At 36.5% G+C, this 18,744-nt stretch carries 18 protein-coding genes; 4 read left to right on the forward strand and 14 right to left on the reverse strand.

The genetic code is table 11. The features are described 5' to 3' along the window. Positions 1-164: 164 nt before the first annotated feature. From pyk to dnaE, 7 genes are all read right to left on the reverse strand, one after another. Positions 165-1,925: a pyruvate kinase gene (gene pyk, locus J2Z82_RS03350; protein ID WP_209479373.1), complete on the reverse strand. Its 1,761-nt coding sequence runs from the start codon at positions 1,923-1,925 to the stop codon at positions 165-167. A gap of 22 nt (positions 1,926-1,947) precedes the next feature. Then, on the reverse strand, positions 1,948-2,907 hold the full coding sequence (gene pfkA, locus J2Z82_RS03355) for a 6-phosphofructokinase (protein ID WP_209479374.1): 960 nt from the start codon (positions 2,905-2,907) through the stop codon (positions 1,948-1,950). Between the two features lie 190 nt (positions 2,908-3,097). Next, positions 3,098-4,054, reverse strand: coding sequence for an acetyl-CoA carboxylase carboxyl transferase subunit alpha (gene accA, locus J2Z82_RS03360; protein WP_209479375.1), 957 nt, complete (start codon positions 4,052-4,054; stop codon positions 3,098-3,100). After that, positions 4,051-4,914, reverse strand: coding sequence for an acetyl-CoA carboxylase, carboxyltransferase subunit beta (accD, locus tag J2Z82_RS03365; protein WP_209479376.1), 864 nt, complete (start codon positions 4,912-4,914; stop codon positions 4,051-4,053). The genes accA and accD overlap by 4 nt, the downstream gene beginning before the upstream one ends. A 273-nt stretch (positions 4,915-5,187) precedes the next feature. Then, a complete protein-coding gene (locus J2Z82_RS03370) occupies positions 5,188-5,820 on the reverse strand; it encodes a FadR/GntR family transcriptional regulator (protein WP_245251069.1) in 633 nt (210 codons plus the stop codon). A 24-nt stretch (positions 5,821-5,844) separates the two neighbouring features. After that, positions 5,845-7,083 carry an NADP-dependent malic enzyme gene (ystJ, locus tag J2Z82_RS03375; RefSeq protein WP_342453596.1) on the reverse strand — a complete coding sequence of 413 codons (1,239 nt, stop codon included), beginning with the start codon at positions 7,081-7,083 and terminating at the stop codon, positions 5,845-5,847. Between the two features lie 137 nt (positions 7,084-7,220). Continuing rightward, entirely contained in the window at positions 7,221-10,601 is a 3,381-nt protein-coding gene (gene dnaE, locus J2Z82_RS03380; protein ID WP_209479377.1) for a DNA polymerase III subunit alpha, read from the reverse strand. A gap of 143 nt (positions 10,602-10,744) precedes the next feature. Between dnaE and ytrH the strand changes: the two genes are divergently transcribed. The 3 genes from ytrH (at position 10,745) to J2Z82_RS03395 (ending at position 11,915) form a co-directional block, all read left to right on the forward strand. Beyond that, a complete protein-coding gene (gene ytrH / locus J2Z82_RS03385) occupies positions 10,745-11,077 on the forward strand; it encodes a sporulation membrane protein YtrH (RefSeq protein ID WP_092492336.1) in 333 nt (110 codons plus the stop codon). Next, positions 11,077-11,580 carry a sporulation membrane protein YtrI gene (gene ytrI / locus J2Z82_RS03390; protein ID WP_209479378.1) on the forward strand — a complete coding sequence of 168 codons (504 nt, stop codon included), beginning with the start codon at positions 11,077-11,079 and terminating at the stop codon, positions 11,578-11,580. The genes ytrH and ytrI overlap by 1 nt, the downstream gene beginning before the upstream one ends. 146 nt (positions 11,581-11,726) lie before the next feature. Continuing rightward, on the forward strand, positions 11,727-11,915 hold the full coding sequence (locus J2Z82_RS03395; RefSeq protein ID WP_342453597.1) for a YtzJ family protein: 189 nt from the start codon (positions 11,727-11,729) through the stop codon (positions 11,913-11,915). Between the two features lie 31 nt (positions 11,916-11,946). On the opposite strand, the gene J2Z82_RS03400 is transcribed toward J2Z82_RS03395, so the two are convergent. Beyond that, on the reverse strand, positions 11,947-12,894 hold the full coding sequence (locus tag J2Z82_RS03400; protein WP_209479380.1) for a DHH family phosphoesterase: 948 nt from the start codon (positions 12,892-12,894) through the stop codon (positions 11,947-11,949). Positions 12,895-13,092: 198 nt separating this feature from the next. Between J2Z82_RS03400 and J2Z82_RS03405 the strand changes: the two genes are divergently transcribed. After that, positions 13,093-13,383, forward strand: coding sequence for a YtpI family protein (locus J2Z82_RS03405; RefSeq protein WP_209479381.1), 291 nt, complete (start codon positions 13,093-13,095; stop codon positions 13,381-13,383). Between the two features lie 164 nt (positions 13,384-13,547). Here the strand turns inward: J2Z82_RS03405 and J2Z82_RS03410 are convergent, their stop codons facing one another. From J2Z82_RS03410 to J2Z82_RS03435, 6 genes are all read right to left on the reverse strand, one after another. Then, on the reverse strand, positions 13,548-14,855 hold the full coding sequence (locus J2Z82_RS03410; protein ID WP_209479382.1) for a DRTGG domain-containing protein: 1,308 nt from the start codon (positions 14,853-14,855) through the stop codon (positions 13,548-13,550). A 79-nt stretch (positions 14,856-14,934) separates the two neighbouring features. Then, positions 14,935-15,156: a hypothetical protein gene (locus J2Z82_RS03415; protein WP_209479383.1), complete on the reverse strand. Its 222-nt coding sequence runs from the start codon at positions 15,154-15,156 to the stop codon at positions 14,935-14,937. Positions 15,157-15,949: 793 nt separating this feature from the next. Then, complete coding sequence (locus tag J2Z82_RS03420; protein ID WP_209479384.1) at positions 15,950-16,495, reverse strand: hypothetical protein; 546 nt, start codon at positions 16,493-16,495, stop codon at positions 15,950-15,952. Beyond that, positions 16,488-17,030 (reverse strand): hypothetical protein, encoded by a 543-nt coding sequence (locus J2Z82_RS03425; protein WP_209479385.1) that lies wholly within the window; start codon positions 17,028-17,030, stop codon positions 16,488-16,490. Before J2Z82_RS03425 ends, J2Z82_RS03420 begins: the two co-directional genes overlap by 8 nt. A 12-nt stretch (positions 17,031-17,042) precedes the next feature. Beyond that, positions 17,043-17,951: a type IV pilus biogenesis protein PilM gene (gene pilM / locus J2Z82_RS03430; protein WP_209479386.1), complete on the reverse strand. Its 909-nt coding sequence runs from the start codon at positions 17,949-17,951 to the stop codon at positions 17,043-17,045. A 12-nt stretch (positions 17,952-17,963) separates the two neighbouring features. Continuing rightward, the gene (locus J2Z82_RS03435; protein ID WP_209479387.1) at positions 17,964-18,719 is read right to left on the reverse strand and encodes a prepilin peptidase; all 756 of its coding nucleotides are present in this window, start codon (positions 18,717-18,719) and stop codon (positions 17,964-17,966) included. Positions 18,720-18,744 lie beyond the last annotated feature (25 nt).

The following is an 18,744-nucleotide window of genomic DNA, read 5'->3' on the forward strand; positions in this document are numbered from 1 at the left end:
TTTTTCTACACTCTATTTCATTTAACTATAATAGATATGACCCGATTCGATTTCGCTCTTCGCATACCTTTTGATTTAAAGAAGATTGGCTAAGACCGTCCGCAATGTCAACAATGCGCGGTAACAGTCCAAACATCGCTTAATCGGTGTTTTAGCTTTAGAGTCTATAGTACACTTGCATGTCCTTTGTATATATCGCCTTTTGCACCGTCAATTGTAATATCTTCACCATCTTCAATTAGATTGAATACATCATTAACACCGACAATAACCGGAATTCCAAGACTTAATCCGACAACAGCAGCATGAGAAGTCAAACCGCCTTCCTGCGTCACAATTCCACTTGCTTTTTCAATTGCTTCCATCATGTCACGGTCTGTTCCATACGTTACAAGAATGTCATTTTCACTCAGTCTTTCTATGGCTTCTTTAGAATTCTTGGCAACAATTGCTTTTCCATATGCGTTACCACGTCCAATTCCTTGTCCTTTAGCCATAACATCACCTATCACATGCACTTTCATTAAGTTAGTTGTGCCACTTTCACCAACTGGAACACCTGCTGTAATAAGAACTCTGCTACCACGCTCAAAGAGGTTAGTACTTAATCCTCTATCAACTGCGATGTCCAGCATTTCATCAGTGGAGTGTGCTTTTTGTCCCATGATTGAATGAACACCCCAAACTAAGGCAAGTTGACGGTTAACTAAATCTGAAAAAGTAACTGCAACTATAGGTGATTTTGGACGATACTTTGAAATCATTCGAGCAGTATGCCCACTTTCTGTTGGGGTTATGATTGCACCAACAGACAAATTCATAGCTGTGTGTGTGACCGACTGACTAATTGCATCTGTTATAGTCATATCAACGGATTTTGAACGATTAGTTAATATCAATTTATGATCCAGACCAGACTCAGCCTTCAAAGCAATGTTACTCATTGTTTGAACAGATTCTACTGGATAATTTCCTGCAGCAGTTTCCCCTGACAACATGATTGCGTCAGTCCCATCAAAAATTGCATTGGCGACATCTGATGCCTCTGCACGAGTAGGTCTAGGATTACGCTCCATCGAATCAAGCATTTGTGTCGCAGTTATTACCGGTTTACCTGCTGTGTTACATTTCTTAATTAAGTCCTTTTGTACTAAAGGAACATCCTCAGGTGGTATTTCCACACCCAAGTCTCCACGAGCGACCATTAAGCCATCACTTACTTCAAGTATAGATTCTATATTGTCTACACCCTCTTGGTTTTCTATTTTAGGGATTATATGAATCTGTGTAGCATTATGCTTTTCCAATAACTCTCTTATTTCTAGAATATCTGACGGACGACGAACAAATGATGCCGCAATAAAATCTACACCCTGCTCAATTCCAAATTCAATATCCTGTGCATCTTTTTCTGTTATACCAGGTAAGTTTACGCTCACGTTTGGAACGTTTACCCCTTTTTTATTTTTTATCGTACCTGAATTCAATGGCTTCGTTTTAATTTCTTTATTTGAGTAGTCAATTTCTAGTACTTCCAACTCAATTAATCCATCATCCAAAAGTATTTTTGACCCAACATGCACATCATCAATCAGACCTTGGTAAGTAATTGAAAAACGTTCTGAATTACCTATTATTTCATCCATTGATACATAAACAGTTGTACCCTCAATTAACTCTGCTTCTCCATTTTCAAAAGAACCTGTTCTAATCTCCGGACCTTTTGTATCTAAAAGAATAGCAGTTGTTTTCCCCAGCTTTTCCGATGTCTCTTTAATATTTTTTATACGATGCCCATGTTCATCGTAATCACCATGGGAAAAATTCAGACGTGCAACATTCATTCCTGATTCAATCAATTGTTCTAGTGTTTCTGTCGACTCAGAAGCTGGTCCAATCGTACAAACAATCTTTGTTTTTCGCATTTTGTTTCCTCCTTTACAGTCGTTATATCGATAATTCTTTCGATAATTGGTACATATCATGATTAATTTTATGTTTTTCTGATAACACTCCTAAAATATCATGGTCGACAATCTGATTGTTTTGGATCCCGACCATTCTTCCACCTTTACCAGACAGTAATAAGTCCACTGCCATTGCACCAAGTCGGCTTGCCAAAACTCGGTCAGATGCTGTTGGGGATCCGCCGCGCTGAATATGACCTAAAACAGTTACTCTTGTTTCCAGATTCGTTTCCTCCTGGATACGTTTACCATATGCAAAGCCGCTGCCAACACCTTCAGCTAATATGATAATACTGTGTTTTTTGCCTCGTTCATGCCCACGATTTAGACGTAAGATTACATCTTGAAAGTCATCTGATTTTTCAGGAATAAGAATACTTTCGGCACCATCAGCAAGTCCGGCCCATAATGCCAAATCGCCTGCATCTCTGCCCATGACTTCAATAACATATGTACGTTCATGTGACGTTGCAGTATCACGTATCTTATCAATTGCTTCAATAATTGTATTTAATGCTGTGTCAAATCCAATCGTAAAATCCGTTCCAGAAATATCATTATCGATTGTGCCTGGAACACCTATACAAGGGTATCCTTTCTCACTTAACTTTTGAGCACCTCGAAAACTGCCGTCACCACCAATTACGATCAACCCTTCAATACCATGTTTCCTCAGCTGTTCAATACCTTTTTGTTGACCTTCATCAGTTTTAAATTCCTCACAACGTGCAGAACGTAATACAGTTCCTCCACGTTGGATTATATCACCCACAGACCCAACATCCATCTTTTCAATATTACCGTCTATAAGACCTTGAAAGCCATTTTTAACTCCATATATTTCCATATCATGAAAAATAGATTTTCTTACAACAGCACGAATTGCAGCATTCATTCCGGGTGCGTCACCACCACTTGTTAATACACCAATTTTCTTCATTATTTCACCCCATATCTTACTTGTTTATTTTAGAAAACTAAGCCTTAATAATGATAAGCCTTGCACTTATACAGATAAGCAAGTATTATACTTTCTTATCTGCTAAAGATAATTTGAAATATAGAAAATATCAATTATTTAAGCCATAACAATGACTAAAAGGTTGACAATTGTCAACCTCATTAATCGTCTATATCTCTTTATATTCACCAATTTGTTTATATTTTTCCCATCTCTTCTCAAGTAATTCATCCGACTGCAGTACACTTAATTCCTTAAGGGACTTCTCTAACACAAAATTGATATTTTCAGCCTGGAGCATTACATCACGATGTGCGCCACCCTTTGGCTCGTCAATAATCTGATCAATAACTCCCAGCTTCTTCAAATCATAGGAAGTAATTTTCATTGTTTCTGCTGCTTTCTTCGCAAGACCTGAATCCTTCCACAATAATGCGGCTGCCCCTTCAGGTGAAATAACCGAATATGTTGAGTTCTCAAGCATGTGGATATGATCTCCAACACCCAATCCCAACGCTCCGCCACTTCCACCTTCACCAATGACAATGCAAACAATTGGAACAGTAAGTCCAGCCATTTCCATTAAATTATGAGCAATTGCTTCACTCTGTCCACGCTCTTCCGCTGCTTTACCAGGATATGCTCCTTTTGTATCGATAAAACTAATAATCGGACGGTTAAACTTCTCTGCCTGACGCATATGTCTTAACGCTTTTCGGTATCCTTCAGGATGTGGCATTCCAAAATTCCGATGAATATTTTCTTTTGTTCCTTTTCCACGCTGGTGACCAATTACAGTCACAGGATTGCCTTGATAAAGTGCTATTCCAGAGACAATGGCAGCATCATCACCATATAAGCGATCGCCATGGAATTCTATGAAGTCAGTAAATATTTCCTCAATATAATCCAACGTTGTCGGCCTTTCCTGATGCCTTGCCATTTGTACTCGGTCCCACGGCTGCAGATTACCATAAATATCATTTTCCAATATTTCAAGCCGCTTCTCAAGTGTACTTATTTCATCTGTTAAATCTATTTCACTATCTTCTGTAAACCCTTTTAACTCAGCAATTTTTTCTTTAAGATTGACGATTGGCTTTTCAAAATCAAGCACTTGTTTCATGAGGTTTCTCCACCCTTTCCATGCATTTTAAGTAATGTGGTTAAGAGGGATTTCACTTCATGGCGATGAACAACTTTATCAAGCTGGCCATGCTTTAATAAAAATTCTGCAGTTTGAAAATCATCTGGAAGTTTTTCACGAATAGTTTGTTCAATGATTCGTCGACCGGCAAACCCTATTAAAGCTCCAGGTTCTGCGAAGTTATAATCACCCAATGAAGCAAAACTCGCGGAGACACCACCAGTAGTTGGGTGTGTCATAACCGAAATCATTAATCCTCCTGCTTCGGAAAATCGCTTAATCGCTATAGAAGTTTTTGTCATTTGCATAAGGCTTAGAACACCTTCCTGCATCCTGGCACCACCAGAAGCAGTAAAAATTATAAAAGGCAATGACTCTTCTTTAGCATTCTCAATTGCACGAGCAATTTTTTCGCCCATTACTGAGCCCATACTCCCCATTCGAAAACTAGCATCCATAACGCCGAAAACTGTAGGTTGTCCATCAATTGTGCCTTTACCAGTTACCACACCTTCATTAAGACCGGTTTTAATACGGTCTTTTTCTACTTTTTCCTCATATCCCGGAAATTCTAATGGGTTAGTTGTTGTCAATTGTTTGTCCCATTCTTCAAACGTACCCTCATCAAATAGACTTCCGATACGTTCCCAGGCTGTTAATGATTGATGATAATCACAATTAGGACAGACATTTAGGTTTTTTTGCATTTCTTTTCGATAATATATTTTATGACATCCACTGCATTTCTTCATTAATCCTTCTGGTACCTCGAGTTTACCTTGTTCACTCGGGATAGAAGCATATTTTTTTTTCTTCTTGCCAAAAAAATCCTTAAGCAAGGTGATTCCTCCTTTTCTAACAAACCCAGACAACAAGCAGGAAGTAAAACCTTCATGTCGTTTTCATATACTATAACGAACCACACCTGAAAAAGGTGTCAAAAATCGTCGACAAAATAATTTTTTTCTAATGACTCAATTTCATAATTCAATAAAAAAGCAGTAAATCCAAACTATTTGTAATATGTGCTATACCTGCTGATTTCCTCTGCGAGCGGGTACTTTCACTCACCGGTACAAGTGCGAGTTAGGACAAATGATGATTACAAGTATTTATGAAATTGACTCAATTGACAATTTATCAAATAACTCTTCTATCATCTCATAATTTCTTGTTTTATAAAGTTGAATAAGTTCCTGGTAAAATAATATATCATATGACTGTTTAGCAATAGTATAAGAAAACTCATCCATTAATTGCCATACCTTTGCAAGCAACAGATTATCTGCTTTCTTAAATAAATAGTTAAAAAATGCAACATGCTTCTCAATAGGATCTAATTCGCTATCATGGATAAAAGTATGTAACTGATGTATATCGTTGTTATTAATACAATGATATGCAATTTTGGCTACTTCTTTTTCCATAACTTTTTTTGCAACCAGCAGATCTTTTTTTGTGTTGTTCTCCTTTAAGATAAATGATGATAGCAATTCAACTGTTTGATATGGACGATATGTGCTTAAATAAGTACCTTCACCACGCCTTGTTTCAATTAATCCTAATAGCTCCATTGCTCGTAACGCTTCTCGAACGGAGGACCTGCCTGCCTGCAATTTATCAGCTAGTTCACGTTCAGATGGGAGTTTATTCCCAGGCTCTAAATCGTTGCTGTCAATATACTTACGAATTTCCTGTAATACGCCTTGATATACTTTTTGTTTAGGTGACATGGACACAGCCATGAACCACTCCTTTAAACATGTGAATTATCTCTTATCAATATGTGTCAGCTTTCTTGTCTTTTCGGCCACGCTTTCTGGATCAACCTGGATTCTAGCAACACCAGACTCCATTGCAGCGCGTGCCACACTGGATGCAACAAGCGGTGCCACCCTCGAATCAAATGGAGCTGGAATAACATAATCAGCATTTAACTCTTCTTCAGTTATTAAAGATGCTATCGCCTCTGCAGCTGCAACCTTCATTTTCTCATTAATACGGGTTGCTCTGACATCTAATGCCCCACGAAATATTCCCGGGAATGCAAGCACATTATTTACCTGATTTGGAAAGTCGGAACGTCCAGTCCCAATTACTTTCGCACCTGCTTCTTTTGCTTCATCGGGCATGATTTCAGGATCAGGATTGGCCATTGCAAAAATAATCGGATCATCGTTCATCTTTTTAATCATATCCTGCGATAACAATCCACCAACAGAAACACCAATGAAGACATCTGCTCCCTCTAACATTTCTTCTAATGATCCTTCTTTATTATCTTTATTAGTCATTTTAGCAACTTGATCTTTTACATCATTCATTCCATACGATCTGCCTTCGAAAATAGCACCTTTAGAATCACACATAATCATATCACGAACGCCGAAGTTGTATAATAATTTTATAATAGCAATACCTGCTGCTCCAGCACCATTCGCTACAACTTTAATTTCAGAGAATGATTTTCCTATTAATTTAAGTGCATTAATTAAACCGGCAACAGTCACTATCGCTGTGCCATGCTGATCATCATGAAATATTGGTATATTCATTTCTTTTTTTAGTCTTTCTTCAATAATAAAACAATTTGGTGCGGCAATATCCTCTAAGTTAACGCCTCCGAAAGTCGGTTCCATTAGTTTAACAGTTTGGACAATTTCTTCTACATTATTTGATGCCAAACATATTGGAAAAGAATCAACACCGGCAAAGCTTTTGAAAAGTACTGACTTCCCTTCCATTACTGGCATTGCTGCTTCTGGACCTATGTTACCTAACCCCAGTACAGCGGAACCGTCACTTACAACAGCTACCATATTTCCTTTCATAGTATAATCGTATACGGTTTCTTTACGATCATAAATTTCTTTACATGGCTCAGCAACACCAGGTGAATATGCTAAACTTAAATCTCGTGCATTTCGAACTGGTACCTTTGATTCCGTGGATATTTTTCCTTTATTCACTTTGTGCATATGTAGTGCTTCGTCTCTTAAGTTAGACACTTGGATCACTCCTTTATGTAGTAGAAATTGTTGTATGTGTATTCATAAGGTGGTCTGACCACTTAACTATTTAATTATAACAGATGGGAAATTTGTGTAAAGAAGAAAGAAAAGTGATACTTTCCATTAGAAAGCAGTTAACTATTCTTTCCTTCGCTTCCTTGAAGTTTATCCAATACTACATTATCATCACCAAAATACTTACGTAATAATACCAGACAATGTTCATTAGGGTTAATCAAGTAATCATTTGATAATTGATACGTTGATTTATTCATTTGATGATAGACTATAATTGATGTTCCACCCTTGTATTGATTTGCTATATTTTTAATTGTTGTCAATGCATTCTCATTATTTTGCTCAGTTAGTTTAATAAATAATCTTTGTTTTTCGTTTAATTCCCATTCTTCCTCGTCAAACGCTTCAATCTTGGATATAATACACTGTATCTGATCATTTCTTTTTTCAATTTTTCCAGTAAAAGTAATGATTGCTTCTTCAGAAAGCCAACGGTGAACATCACGGTATAATTCCGGAAAAATAACCGCCTCCATATCTCCTGTTTCATCACCAATTGTGACAAAAGCCATCGATTCTCCACGTTTGGTACGGATAGTTTTAATAGCCTGCACAATACCAACACTTTTTAGATTTTTCTTTCCAACCAATTTTTGCGCCCTGGTCACAGAAACATGGTCATATGCTGTCAGAATACTGCGGTACTTTTTCAAAGGATGACTAGAGACATAAATACCAAGTAACTCTTTTTCGTCACTCAATTTTTTCATTAAGCTGAAATCCTCTATATCGACATAGTCGGCTTCCAAGTCAAGCTTTTCCTGAAACAGGTTTGATTGGTCGGTAAATTCCTTAAATAAGTCCCCTTGCTCCAAAGCCTGATCTATCGATGCCAAGAGACTTGCACGATTCCAATGAAATTCATCAAAGGAACCAGCCATGATAAGCGTTTCTAGTGTTTTTCTGTTGATTAACTTTAGAGAAACACGTAGACAAAAATCAAATAGACTTTTAAACGGTCCTTCTTTTCTAGCCCTAATAATTTCTTTAATAGCTTGGTTTCCAACACCTTTGATAGAATGTAGCCCCATCCTTACACTGTCTTGCTCGACTACATATTTGCCAAAGCTTTTATTAATTGCAGGTGGACCTAATGTTATCTCCATCTCTTTTAGTTCCTTCATATATAGATGTAACTTATCCTGCTGACTGGCTACAGAACTCAACAACTCTGCAAAGAAACTCGCAGGGTAATGCGCCTTTAAATAAGCGAGCTGATAAGAAATCCTGCTATATGCAACAGCATGGCTCCGGTTAAAACCGTAATTTGAAAATTTTACAATCCACTTAAATATTTCATCAGCGACATTTTCTCTATAACCATTCTTTAAACACCCCTGCATAAAAGCCTCTTTTTGCTGTTCCATAATTTCTTGTTGTTTTTTACTTACAGCTCTACGTAAAATGTCAGCCTGACCTAATGAGAACCCAGCAATCTGATGGGCGATTTGCATAATCTGTTCTTGATAAATTAATACGCCATACGTTTTTTCTAAAATAGGAGCAAGGTCGGGGTGTGGATAATTAATTTTTTCCTGTCCATGTTTTCGATTAATGTAAACAGGTATATTTTCCATTGGACCCGGTCGATATAAAGCATTTACCGCTACAATATCTTCAAATGATGTTGGACTGAGTTTTGTCAGAACCTGTTTCATCCCCTGTGACTCAAGCTGAAAGACACCATTCGTTTTCCCTCTTTGCAGCAATGCATATGTACTAGGGTCTTCATCAGGTATTTCGGTTAACTGGATAGTTTGCTTTGATGTATATTTAATTGTTTTAATGATTCGTTCCAGTAGTGTTAAATTACGCAACCCTAAAAAGTCCATTTTTAATAGACCAATTGCTTCTAAGTCATTCATAGGAAATTGAGTTAAACCTGTATCATTTGCTCCTAATGTTAACGGTACATCTTCAACTAATGCTTCATCGCTTATTACGACACCAGCAGCATGTGTAGAAATATGTCTAGGCAGGCCCTCCAACTTTGTTGCTACGGCAAATAGTGCTTTCAGTTTAGTTGATTGCTTTATGTATTGCTGCAAATCAGCTGAACCTTTAACATACTCTACTATGGTGTTTTTAGCCTGAACAGGAATTTCTTTTAACACAAAGTAGGCATCCTGCTGGTCAATACCTATAGTCTTAATCAGTTCGCGTAACAAGGAACGGGCTGCAAACGTACCAAATGTTATAATCTGCGCTACGTGTTCCTCACCATATTTATTTCGCACGTAATCAATCACTTCGTCACGTCGATGATCAGAAAAGTCGATATCAATATCAGGCATTGTTACACGTTCAGGATTTAAAAAACGTTCAAATAATAAGTCATATTTAATTGGATCAACTTCAGTAATTCCAAGTACATAAGCAACTACAGACCCTGCGGCTGACCCGCGTCCAGGCCCTACTAAAATACCATTCATTTTTGCATATGCAATAAAGTCCCATACAATTAAGAAATAATCACTGAACTGCATCGATTGAATCGTATTTAATTCATATCTTAGACGTCCAGCAATCTTGTCTGTAACAGAACCATATTTTTGTTCTGCATTAATCCAACACATCTTTTCAAGGTATGTATGTGCATCCAGTTGATCTGGAACAGGATAAGATGGTAACATTCTTCTTTCAAAATCAAACGTAACATTACACTTATCTTTAATTAAATCAGTTGCAGTAAGTACTTCAGGCCAGAACGATTTAAAAAGTTGTTCCATTTCAGTAACTGATCGTAAATGACGTTGTTTAATAGTGGGGTCGGTTACTTGAAGTGACCATCCCCTATCCATTTTCATTGCTTGTAAACAATCATATGCAATATCATCTTTTTCATCCAAATACCTGACATCATTCCAGGCTACAACAGGAATATGGTAGATTTCATGGAAAGCTTTAAGAGAATTGTTAAGCTTTCTTTCTTTTTCCAACCCATGGTCTTGAATGCCAATATAGAAGTTTCCCGAGTGAAACATATCCCATGTTTCTTCTAAATACGACATGACCTTATCGTGGGTTTCAGTTAATAAAAGTGATTCCATCTTGTTATTTACAGTTGGTAAAATGCAAATCAAATTACTGCTGTATAATTTAAGTTCAGATTTTTCAATGCTCGCTTTCTTGGATAACTGTATATGTGTGCTAATTTTAGTAAGGTGCTTATACCCTTGGTTATTTTTAGCCAAAAGAACGCACGTTTCCGTCTCATCTTCGGCAGCAGCTACTTCCACCGTCATCCCAATAATAGGTTTAATTCCATTTGCTATACAAGTCTTATAAAAAGGGATAGTGCCATATAGAACATGCTCGTCTGTAAGTGCTAGAGCATCAAATTGCAGTTCTCGTGCTTTATCAACCAGCTTACTAATTGTTATGGTACTATTCATAAGGCTGTAACCACTTCGTACCTGTAAATGCGTAAATGACATACTATCCCACCTCTCTACCATTATTATAGCTAAACTATTCAGAATCTGCATCAAATTTCAATTGTATCCCATCGTGCATAATAACATATCTTGTCCACACCAATCATACAATGAAAGGAGTAAATTCATAAGGAGCGTAAATAATGGAGGAACGATTTATAGCTCAATTTATACATTGTTTTTTTATAGCCTTTGGCGTAATTATCGGCGGTGCAATTATTGGTAGCATGGGTTCGTTTGCTACAGGAGATGCTCCGTTCACCTCGATAAGCCGTATTGCCAAAAGCTTAAGAATCTGGGCAGTTGTTGCTGCAATTGGCGGAACATTCGACGCAATCGCCAATTTTGAAAAAGGAATCTATGATGGATCCACCCTAGACATGGTAAAACAAGTCTTACTCATTTTATCTGCGATGGGCGGGGTAAAAACAGCTATGATTCTAATTGGATGGCTAATTCAGGAGGATGTAGGCTAATGCATATCCCACCATATCATAAAAGAAAAGGATGGCAGCGATTTCTCGTCGGTACATTCATTGGAGCAATTGTCGCTTATTTTATTTTTGTCTATATGCATGGGTATATGTATGAACAGCTACTAGGCGAAAACAGGGATCTTAAATCAAAGGTGAACGAATTAGAAAATCAAAATGAAGCTTTATTAAAGGATAAACAGGATCTGGACGAAAAATCAAAAGAAGCGTTAACGGTTGATTCAATCGAAATCAATATAACAAACAAGGAAGAACTTCGTCTTGACAGACTGATAATACATGACCTAGAAGAATTAATGAAGAAAGAGATTGAAGATATTATTGGACAGGACGTAACCATAGTTTCCGAAAGTTCCGAGCTATTAGAAGCAACAATACAAAACAAGAATTTTAAAGTAGATGATTTCACATATAATTTTGTTGTACAGAAAACAGTTATTTCACAGACAGTAAAAATAACTGTTGAGGCAAAAATTTCCAATTAACTATGAACATTTAATGAAATATCATAAATTTTGTGGCAATTTCATCAGGAACATAATACAATTAAAGTAGAAGTAAAGTCATTTTAAAATCCACTTTCATATAATAACTTACTTTTAATGAAAGGAGCTGGATTAAATTGCTTATTATGAATCCCAGACACATTCGCGATGAAAAAATTGCCCAATTAAAAGAAGGACGCACTGCATATGCCGAATCTGATGAGCTTATTCGACTAATGAAACGTTCTATTGAAAGAGACAATCTTAATGTACATTACGATAAAACAAATATAGGGTGCTGGTTTATACCAATGCCAGAAAGTAAGAGCAGTTAGAACAAAAGTGCTATTCTCAGCACTTTTGTTTTTATTTTGTATAAGCTAAACAGGCTTTATCTAAATCATCGATAACACTTTTCGTTTCATCCCAATTGTTTACGGATGCACCTGCGGCCATAGGATGCCCCCCACCATTATATTTCCCAGCAATTTCATTTATTACCGGACCCTTTGAGCGTAATCTAACACGAATAAGGTCTGTTTCTTCAATGAAAAATGCCCATGCTTTAATTCCTTCAATATCACCAAGAACACCTACCAATTGTCCAGTATCAGAGGGATCAACTTGAAATTCATTGAGAATATCCCTTGTCAGTTTTATCGTGCTCATACCTGAAGAAGTTAACTGAAAATGTTGCAGGATATATCCACGCAGTCTGGCAATATTGTCTTTTATACTATAAATACCATCATATAGACTTGAACGATCAAAGTTATACGCAACTAGTTCTGCTGCATGCTGAAATGTTTTTTTTGACGTACTTGGAAACAAAAACCTTCCTGTATCACCAACTATACCAGCATATAAGAGACGAGCTGCTTCATCATTTAGCTCAAGTCCTTCATTTATGCCATACAAAAACAAATCATAAATCATTTCGCTAGTAGAACTTGAGGTTGTGTCCACCCACATTATATCTCCATACTCATCTACATTTGGATGATGATCAATTTTAATTAACATTGAACCGAGTTCATACCGCTGATCACATATACGGGCAGCATTGGCAGTATCACAAACAATCACAAGTGCATTACTATATGTCTCATCATTTATTCGATCCATTCTGACCAAAAAGTTTAATGAAGGCTCCTCTTCACCAACAATAAAAACATCTTTCTCAGGAAACGCCTGTAAAATTAATTCCTTTAAACCTGCTTGTGACCCATATGCATCTGGATCTGGGCGTACATGACGATGAATTATGATGGTTTCATATTCTTTAATAGATTCAATTATTTTTTCCAGACTCATTTATTTGGCTCCTATCCTGGCAGCTAAGAAGGTATAACTACTTTTTCTTACTGCATAAATTCAACTAAGGTTTATCTATATTAAAGGCTTGGCAACATTACAAGTTCTCTAATCACATAATATATGAAAGTTTATACTTTCTTAACTCTTAAAAACAAGCTACAATAAATAAAGACATTAAATTTAGGAGTAGATTATATGATTATTTTCCCAATTATTATCGTGCTCTCACTTGTTTTTTATGTATACTACAAAGTCGCTATAATGAAGACTAGCGATAAGTTAACCCAAGCATATTTTAACGCAAAATCACGTATTAGTCTTGGGAGTTTTCTGTTCTTCTTTGGTGTTAACCAATACATATTCTATCAAACACAAATCTCATTGTTTATCGGAATTGTATTTCTTGTACTAGGCGGATTGCAGCTTAATCTAGGTTTTAAAGAAGCAAAACATTACCGTAAAGAATGGAAACGAATAAATGCATAACAACGGAGAAGCTGACTAGGACCTAGTCAGCTTTTGCATTGTCTAGGAAACTATCCAATTTGAGCGCTGTGCGGATAACTAAGCTATCTAGCGACGTCCATACTTGCCCTCTTCCTTCACCTTCGTACGTCGTTATATGGGCCGCCCGCTTGCGCCTTTGTTCTTTAACGGTCAATTAATTGTGCCATTAACAGGCCTTTTCCAACCAGTTTCTTTTCATTATAAACTTCTATATCAATTTTAGCATAAATTCTTCCTGCTTCTAATAATTCAGGTTTAATTATTAAATTACTGTCTATTTGTACAGGCTTAATGAAGTATACTGTGAGATTCTCAACAACCAAATCACCTTTTTTAATATGCCGCAGAACTCTGCTGCTTGCTTCTGTCATTAATGCGGTGAAAACACCATTTGAAAGTGTTCCAAGTTGATTTGTCATCTGTGGGGTAACGCGCGCCTGAAAAATTGTCTCGTCTCCTTCAATTGCCTGCAAATTCCTTGAGACGACATCATCGATAGTTTCGCCAACTTGTGGCTGTCGCTGAATTTGCTGTAATGCCTTTAATACATCCTGACGAGACACCACACCTTTAAGTTTTTGAGATGCATCGACAACTGGGACAACTTCTATTCCTTCCCAAACCATCATATGGGCAACATAAGCCAGCGATGTTTTGTCCTGGACGACAATCGGATTTTTAGTCATAACTTTCTCAATTAAGATACTTTGATCCTTTCCGATTATATCTTTGGAGGTTATCATTCCAACTACACGTTCTTTTTCATCCACCACTGGATATCTAGTATGGGTTGACTTATCGTTTAATTCATACCACCGCTTCAGTTTATCTTTAGCATATAAATAATAGGATTGGTTTGATGGTGTATAAATATCACCTACGAAAACTATTTCTTTTTTAATTAATTGATCATAAATTGCTCTGTTGATCATCGCCGCAACAGTGAATGTATCATAGCTGGTAGACATGATAGGCAATTCTTTTTCATCAGCTAATTGTTTAATATCGTCATTCGTATCAAACCCACCAGTTATTAATACAGCCGCTCCTTCACTTAATGCTAATTCATGCGCTTTGACGCGATTCCCTACTATTAATAGTGATCCCGCTTCAGTATAACGCATCATAGCATCAAGCTGCATTGCGCCGATAACGAATTTACTTAATGTTTTGTGTAAACCTTTCCGACCACCAAGGACTTGTCCGTCCACGATATTGATTACTTCAGCAAATGTTAACCGTTCAATATTTTCCTTCTTCTTACGTTCAATCCGAATTGTGCCAACACGTTCAATAGTACTAACCAGCCCTTGGTTCTCAGCATCTTTTATTGCTCTATATGCTGTACCTTCACTTAGATTTAATGTTTTGGCTATTTGTCTGACAGAGATTTTATGGCCAATTTCCAATGATAATATATGTTGTAAAATCTGTTCGTGTTTTGTTGTCATTTCCGTTCACCGACTTTCAACTGTACTAGTCAATATCTATACTAATTATTATACAGTTGATACACTAAAACCTCAATGATTAAGCGTTTTGACGGTGTCCTAATCTCTCCTGTTCCATAACTGGTGGCTTAGTTATTTGTAAAAGTGTTGCAAAATTAGCTCCAACCACTAAAACTAAAAACAACAACCACGCTCCCCAAAAAACAAGTTCAATCTGTGTTGCTGCGCTTGGAATAGCAGGCCATGCAAAGTAAAGAAAAAAACCAGCTAATAACAATCGTAATATCGCATAATGACGCATTAATATCCCTCCTCAAAATACCTTATGATAATTTGAGATTATTAAGAACAGCAACAAATCTCCTTGTCCGATAAGGTCCTGGAAGTTAGAAAACTTGGCATTCGTTAAAAGAACTATTAGAAGGTGTATCCCCCCCTTATAATTTGGAGTAAATACCTTAATGACAGGAGCCTTAGGCTTATCCAATAAGAAAGAAATGTGGCTGGGACAAAAGTATTTAGTCAAAGTAAAATCCGGACTATGATTCAAAATTCTTGAAATAGAATTTGAATAGTTCGGATTTTTGCAGTTAAGAATGTTCTTACTGCATAAGTGCAACTATGGCATTCACCAAAAGGCTTGGTGAATGCCTAGTTTTCTAATATTGCAGATTAGATATAAGCTGCGACGTAGACTGAAGGTAACCAATTAGTAGTATTTAGTGTAGTTCTCTAACCACGCAGATGGTCTAAAATCTTGTTTATATCATCACAACATGCATTTATTTTTTTGAATAAGTGAGCAAATCCAGCGGAGGAAATACACGTAGACTCCTGTGGGAGCTGAGGCCTAGATGAAACTACGCAGCGACGTAGGAGCAAGGAGGCTCATCAGCCGCCCTAGGTGCGCGAAGTGTATTTCCGGAGCAGCATAATAGCAGTCAATTTTTTAAATAGTACTTCGCAGCATTTACGAGTAAAATGAATCTATCTGAGGGAGTTTATTTCAATTACGTACTAGATTCAACCATTGATAATGAACGTTCTAAACAACCTATCCTGTTATTATTCGTCTTTAGAGTAGAGATTTTTAGTTATATCCCAGCCTCAGTGTAAAAGGTTTTAAACGATATTGTTAAAAACACCTGGTCTTCATCCTGCTGTATATTGATTGTATCTATTATCATTAATCGCTCACTTTCAAGCATCTCAAAGAGAAAAACATTTATATCATCCAGATTTGCAGCTGTAGCATCTAATGAATACATGTTTTCACTAAGTTTTTTCGTTTCTTCATCCTCTTGCTGATTTTCCGGTCTGTTTATTCCCGATTCAATATAATTAATTGTTACATTCGCCGTGCTTGCAATGTTCTCCAAGTTTACTAATACATCATCTGGTGATTTTTTTGCTGGAACTTGTAAAGCAAAAGATGCAAATTCATTGTCATTCGGTTTGTCTTCGCTAATTGCAGTTTTTGTAATTTGGTTTTCATACATGGAAACTTTCTTATTCATTGTATCTAATTCTGACTGCATCGGTTTGATTATACTAAAATAAGAAATGCCATAGAAAATCAAAGTAACAACTATAACTCCAATCAGGGTATATGAATGTTTTTTTGTCCAATGATTAATCATTTTCACCAAGCTCCTTTACTAAAATTTCACTATCCAGACTTATAGTTAGGGTTGCTTGATAGGATGTCTCCATTTTGCTCACACTGGTTAATTTTGTATCCGTGACATAATCCTGTTTTAATAATTTATTCACATAGTTTGAGACATCTTTAAGGGTCACAAATTCCGCATCAATAATAAGCTGATTTTCGTTTGTGAAATCATAACTAAGTAACTGTTCAGATGACGACAGAAAGTTAAGCATTTCTTTATATAAAGTTATGTTAGGTATCTTCTCAGCTTTTAAAGCAACTATTTCCTGCTGCAGTTCTTGAATGTTTTGTTCTTCTGCAAATTCACCTTGTTGCTCAAGTAATCGTGTTTCTAACTGCGATGCCTTATTTTTTTTAATATCTATTTGATTCTCATAGGTATTTTTTTGAACCAGAAGTACAGTAATTGCACAAGCAATCAATAAAATACACACAATACCTAATACAAGGGGAGCAATATGTTTTTTAGGTTGTTTTTCAAGAAAGTTTATTTCTGTGTTCATCATAACTCCCCTTTACGAATCTTGTTTCATTGCTAAACCTAGAACATCGATATATTTAACCGGCAACTCTTCACCTTCAAAACTCAGTACTGGTATCGTTACTGCTTCAGAAAGACTAATGTATGCTTTTGATAGAAAAGGAAAATCACCAGATAAAAGTATCTGATTTATCTGGGCCTCACCTTTTGTTATCGAATAATGATAAAAGTCTAATATTCTATTAACTTCTATGATGTATTCATTGATAATCTGGACTGCTACATCCTCGTTAACTTCTTCATTAGTATCTTGTTTCAAATACCTAGTGAAGATTGCTTGGTCATTTTGGAAAACAGTTAAAACAAGTGCATCCCGATTCCAGTGCACATGTAAAACATGATCCTTTTTCTCTTTATCATTCGATAAATAGTAATAACGGTAAACAGACAGCGAAGTAAGATCAGCAACTGTCGGTTTTAGACCCGCTTCTTCAAATAGCACTTCAAAAGATGTTAATTTTTCATTCGGATAAGCAAATAGCAGAATATTTCTATTTGCTTCATTAACGTCTAGGAACTCAATTGCTATCGCAGGATTTGCAAATGGTAAATAAAAACTATTACCAATTTGCGTTTCTACATACTTTATTGCCTCTCGTTTGGATAATGAGAGTGGGATTTGTAATTGGCGGATAACAACTGTATCATCCGGAACGGCAAAATTAAGCTTTTTCCGTTTCCAATTGTGTTCACGGACAAGTTGGTTTACAATTTCCAAAAGAACAGGCTTGTTATTAATTTTCCCATCCTTAATCGTACCTTTTGGCAACTCTACTTCTCCATGTTCTACAAGCCCGTCAATGGATGTACTTTTATGATATGTATAACGTAATACACGGTTTGTAATAACAATATTTACTCTTCCGTTATTCATAATTCCCATACTATCACCTGCTTACAAGAATAAATTGAAATACCAGTTTAATAGAAGTTCTCCGTAAAAGTATGTAATGAGCGTAGCTGCAACAATATATGGACCAAATGGAACTGGCTGTTTTCGCTCAATTACGCTGAAAAGAAGCAGCATCATTCCAATAATGGCGCCAATCATACAGGAAAGGAAAAACGCCAGTAATACCTTATCAACTCCCAGAACAATACCTAAGATACCGAACAGTTTCATATCTCCCGCACCCATTCCGCCACGGCTTACTATTATAATCAATGCAATGAGCGTAATTCCGATTATACCACCAAGAATGGATAACCACCACGGATCCAGTGGCTGTATGATACGGATGATAATGAAAAATGGCATAAAGAAGAGGAGGACTCTATTTGGGATTAACATATAGGTTATATCGGAAACCAGTATAATCATAAGCATTGAAACCAGAAGTAACGCCGTAATAATTTCCAAGTTTAATCCTATTAATGAGTAGCTTAATGCAAATAAAATACCTGTGGACAATTCAATTACAGGGTACATAAACGATATCATCTTTTTACAATGGCGGCATTTAGCCCCTTGGATTACAAATGAAATAAACGGTATATTCTCATACCATGACAATTGACGTTTACAATGAGGGCAGATCGACCGGTCATTAGCGAAGGGGATATTTTCTGGCAAACGCAATCCGACTACATTGAAAAATGAGCCAAAGATTAGGCCTAAGAGGAAGAAAAATAGTATTAGTAGAATGTCCATTCATGTGGCTCCTTATTGTAAGCTA

The organism is Virgibacillus litoralis (assembly GCF_017873675.1).
GTDB lineage: Bacteria > Bacillota > Bacilli > Bacillales > Amphibacillaceae > Lentibacillus > Lentibacillus litoralis.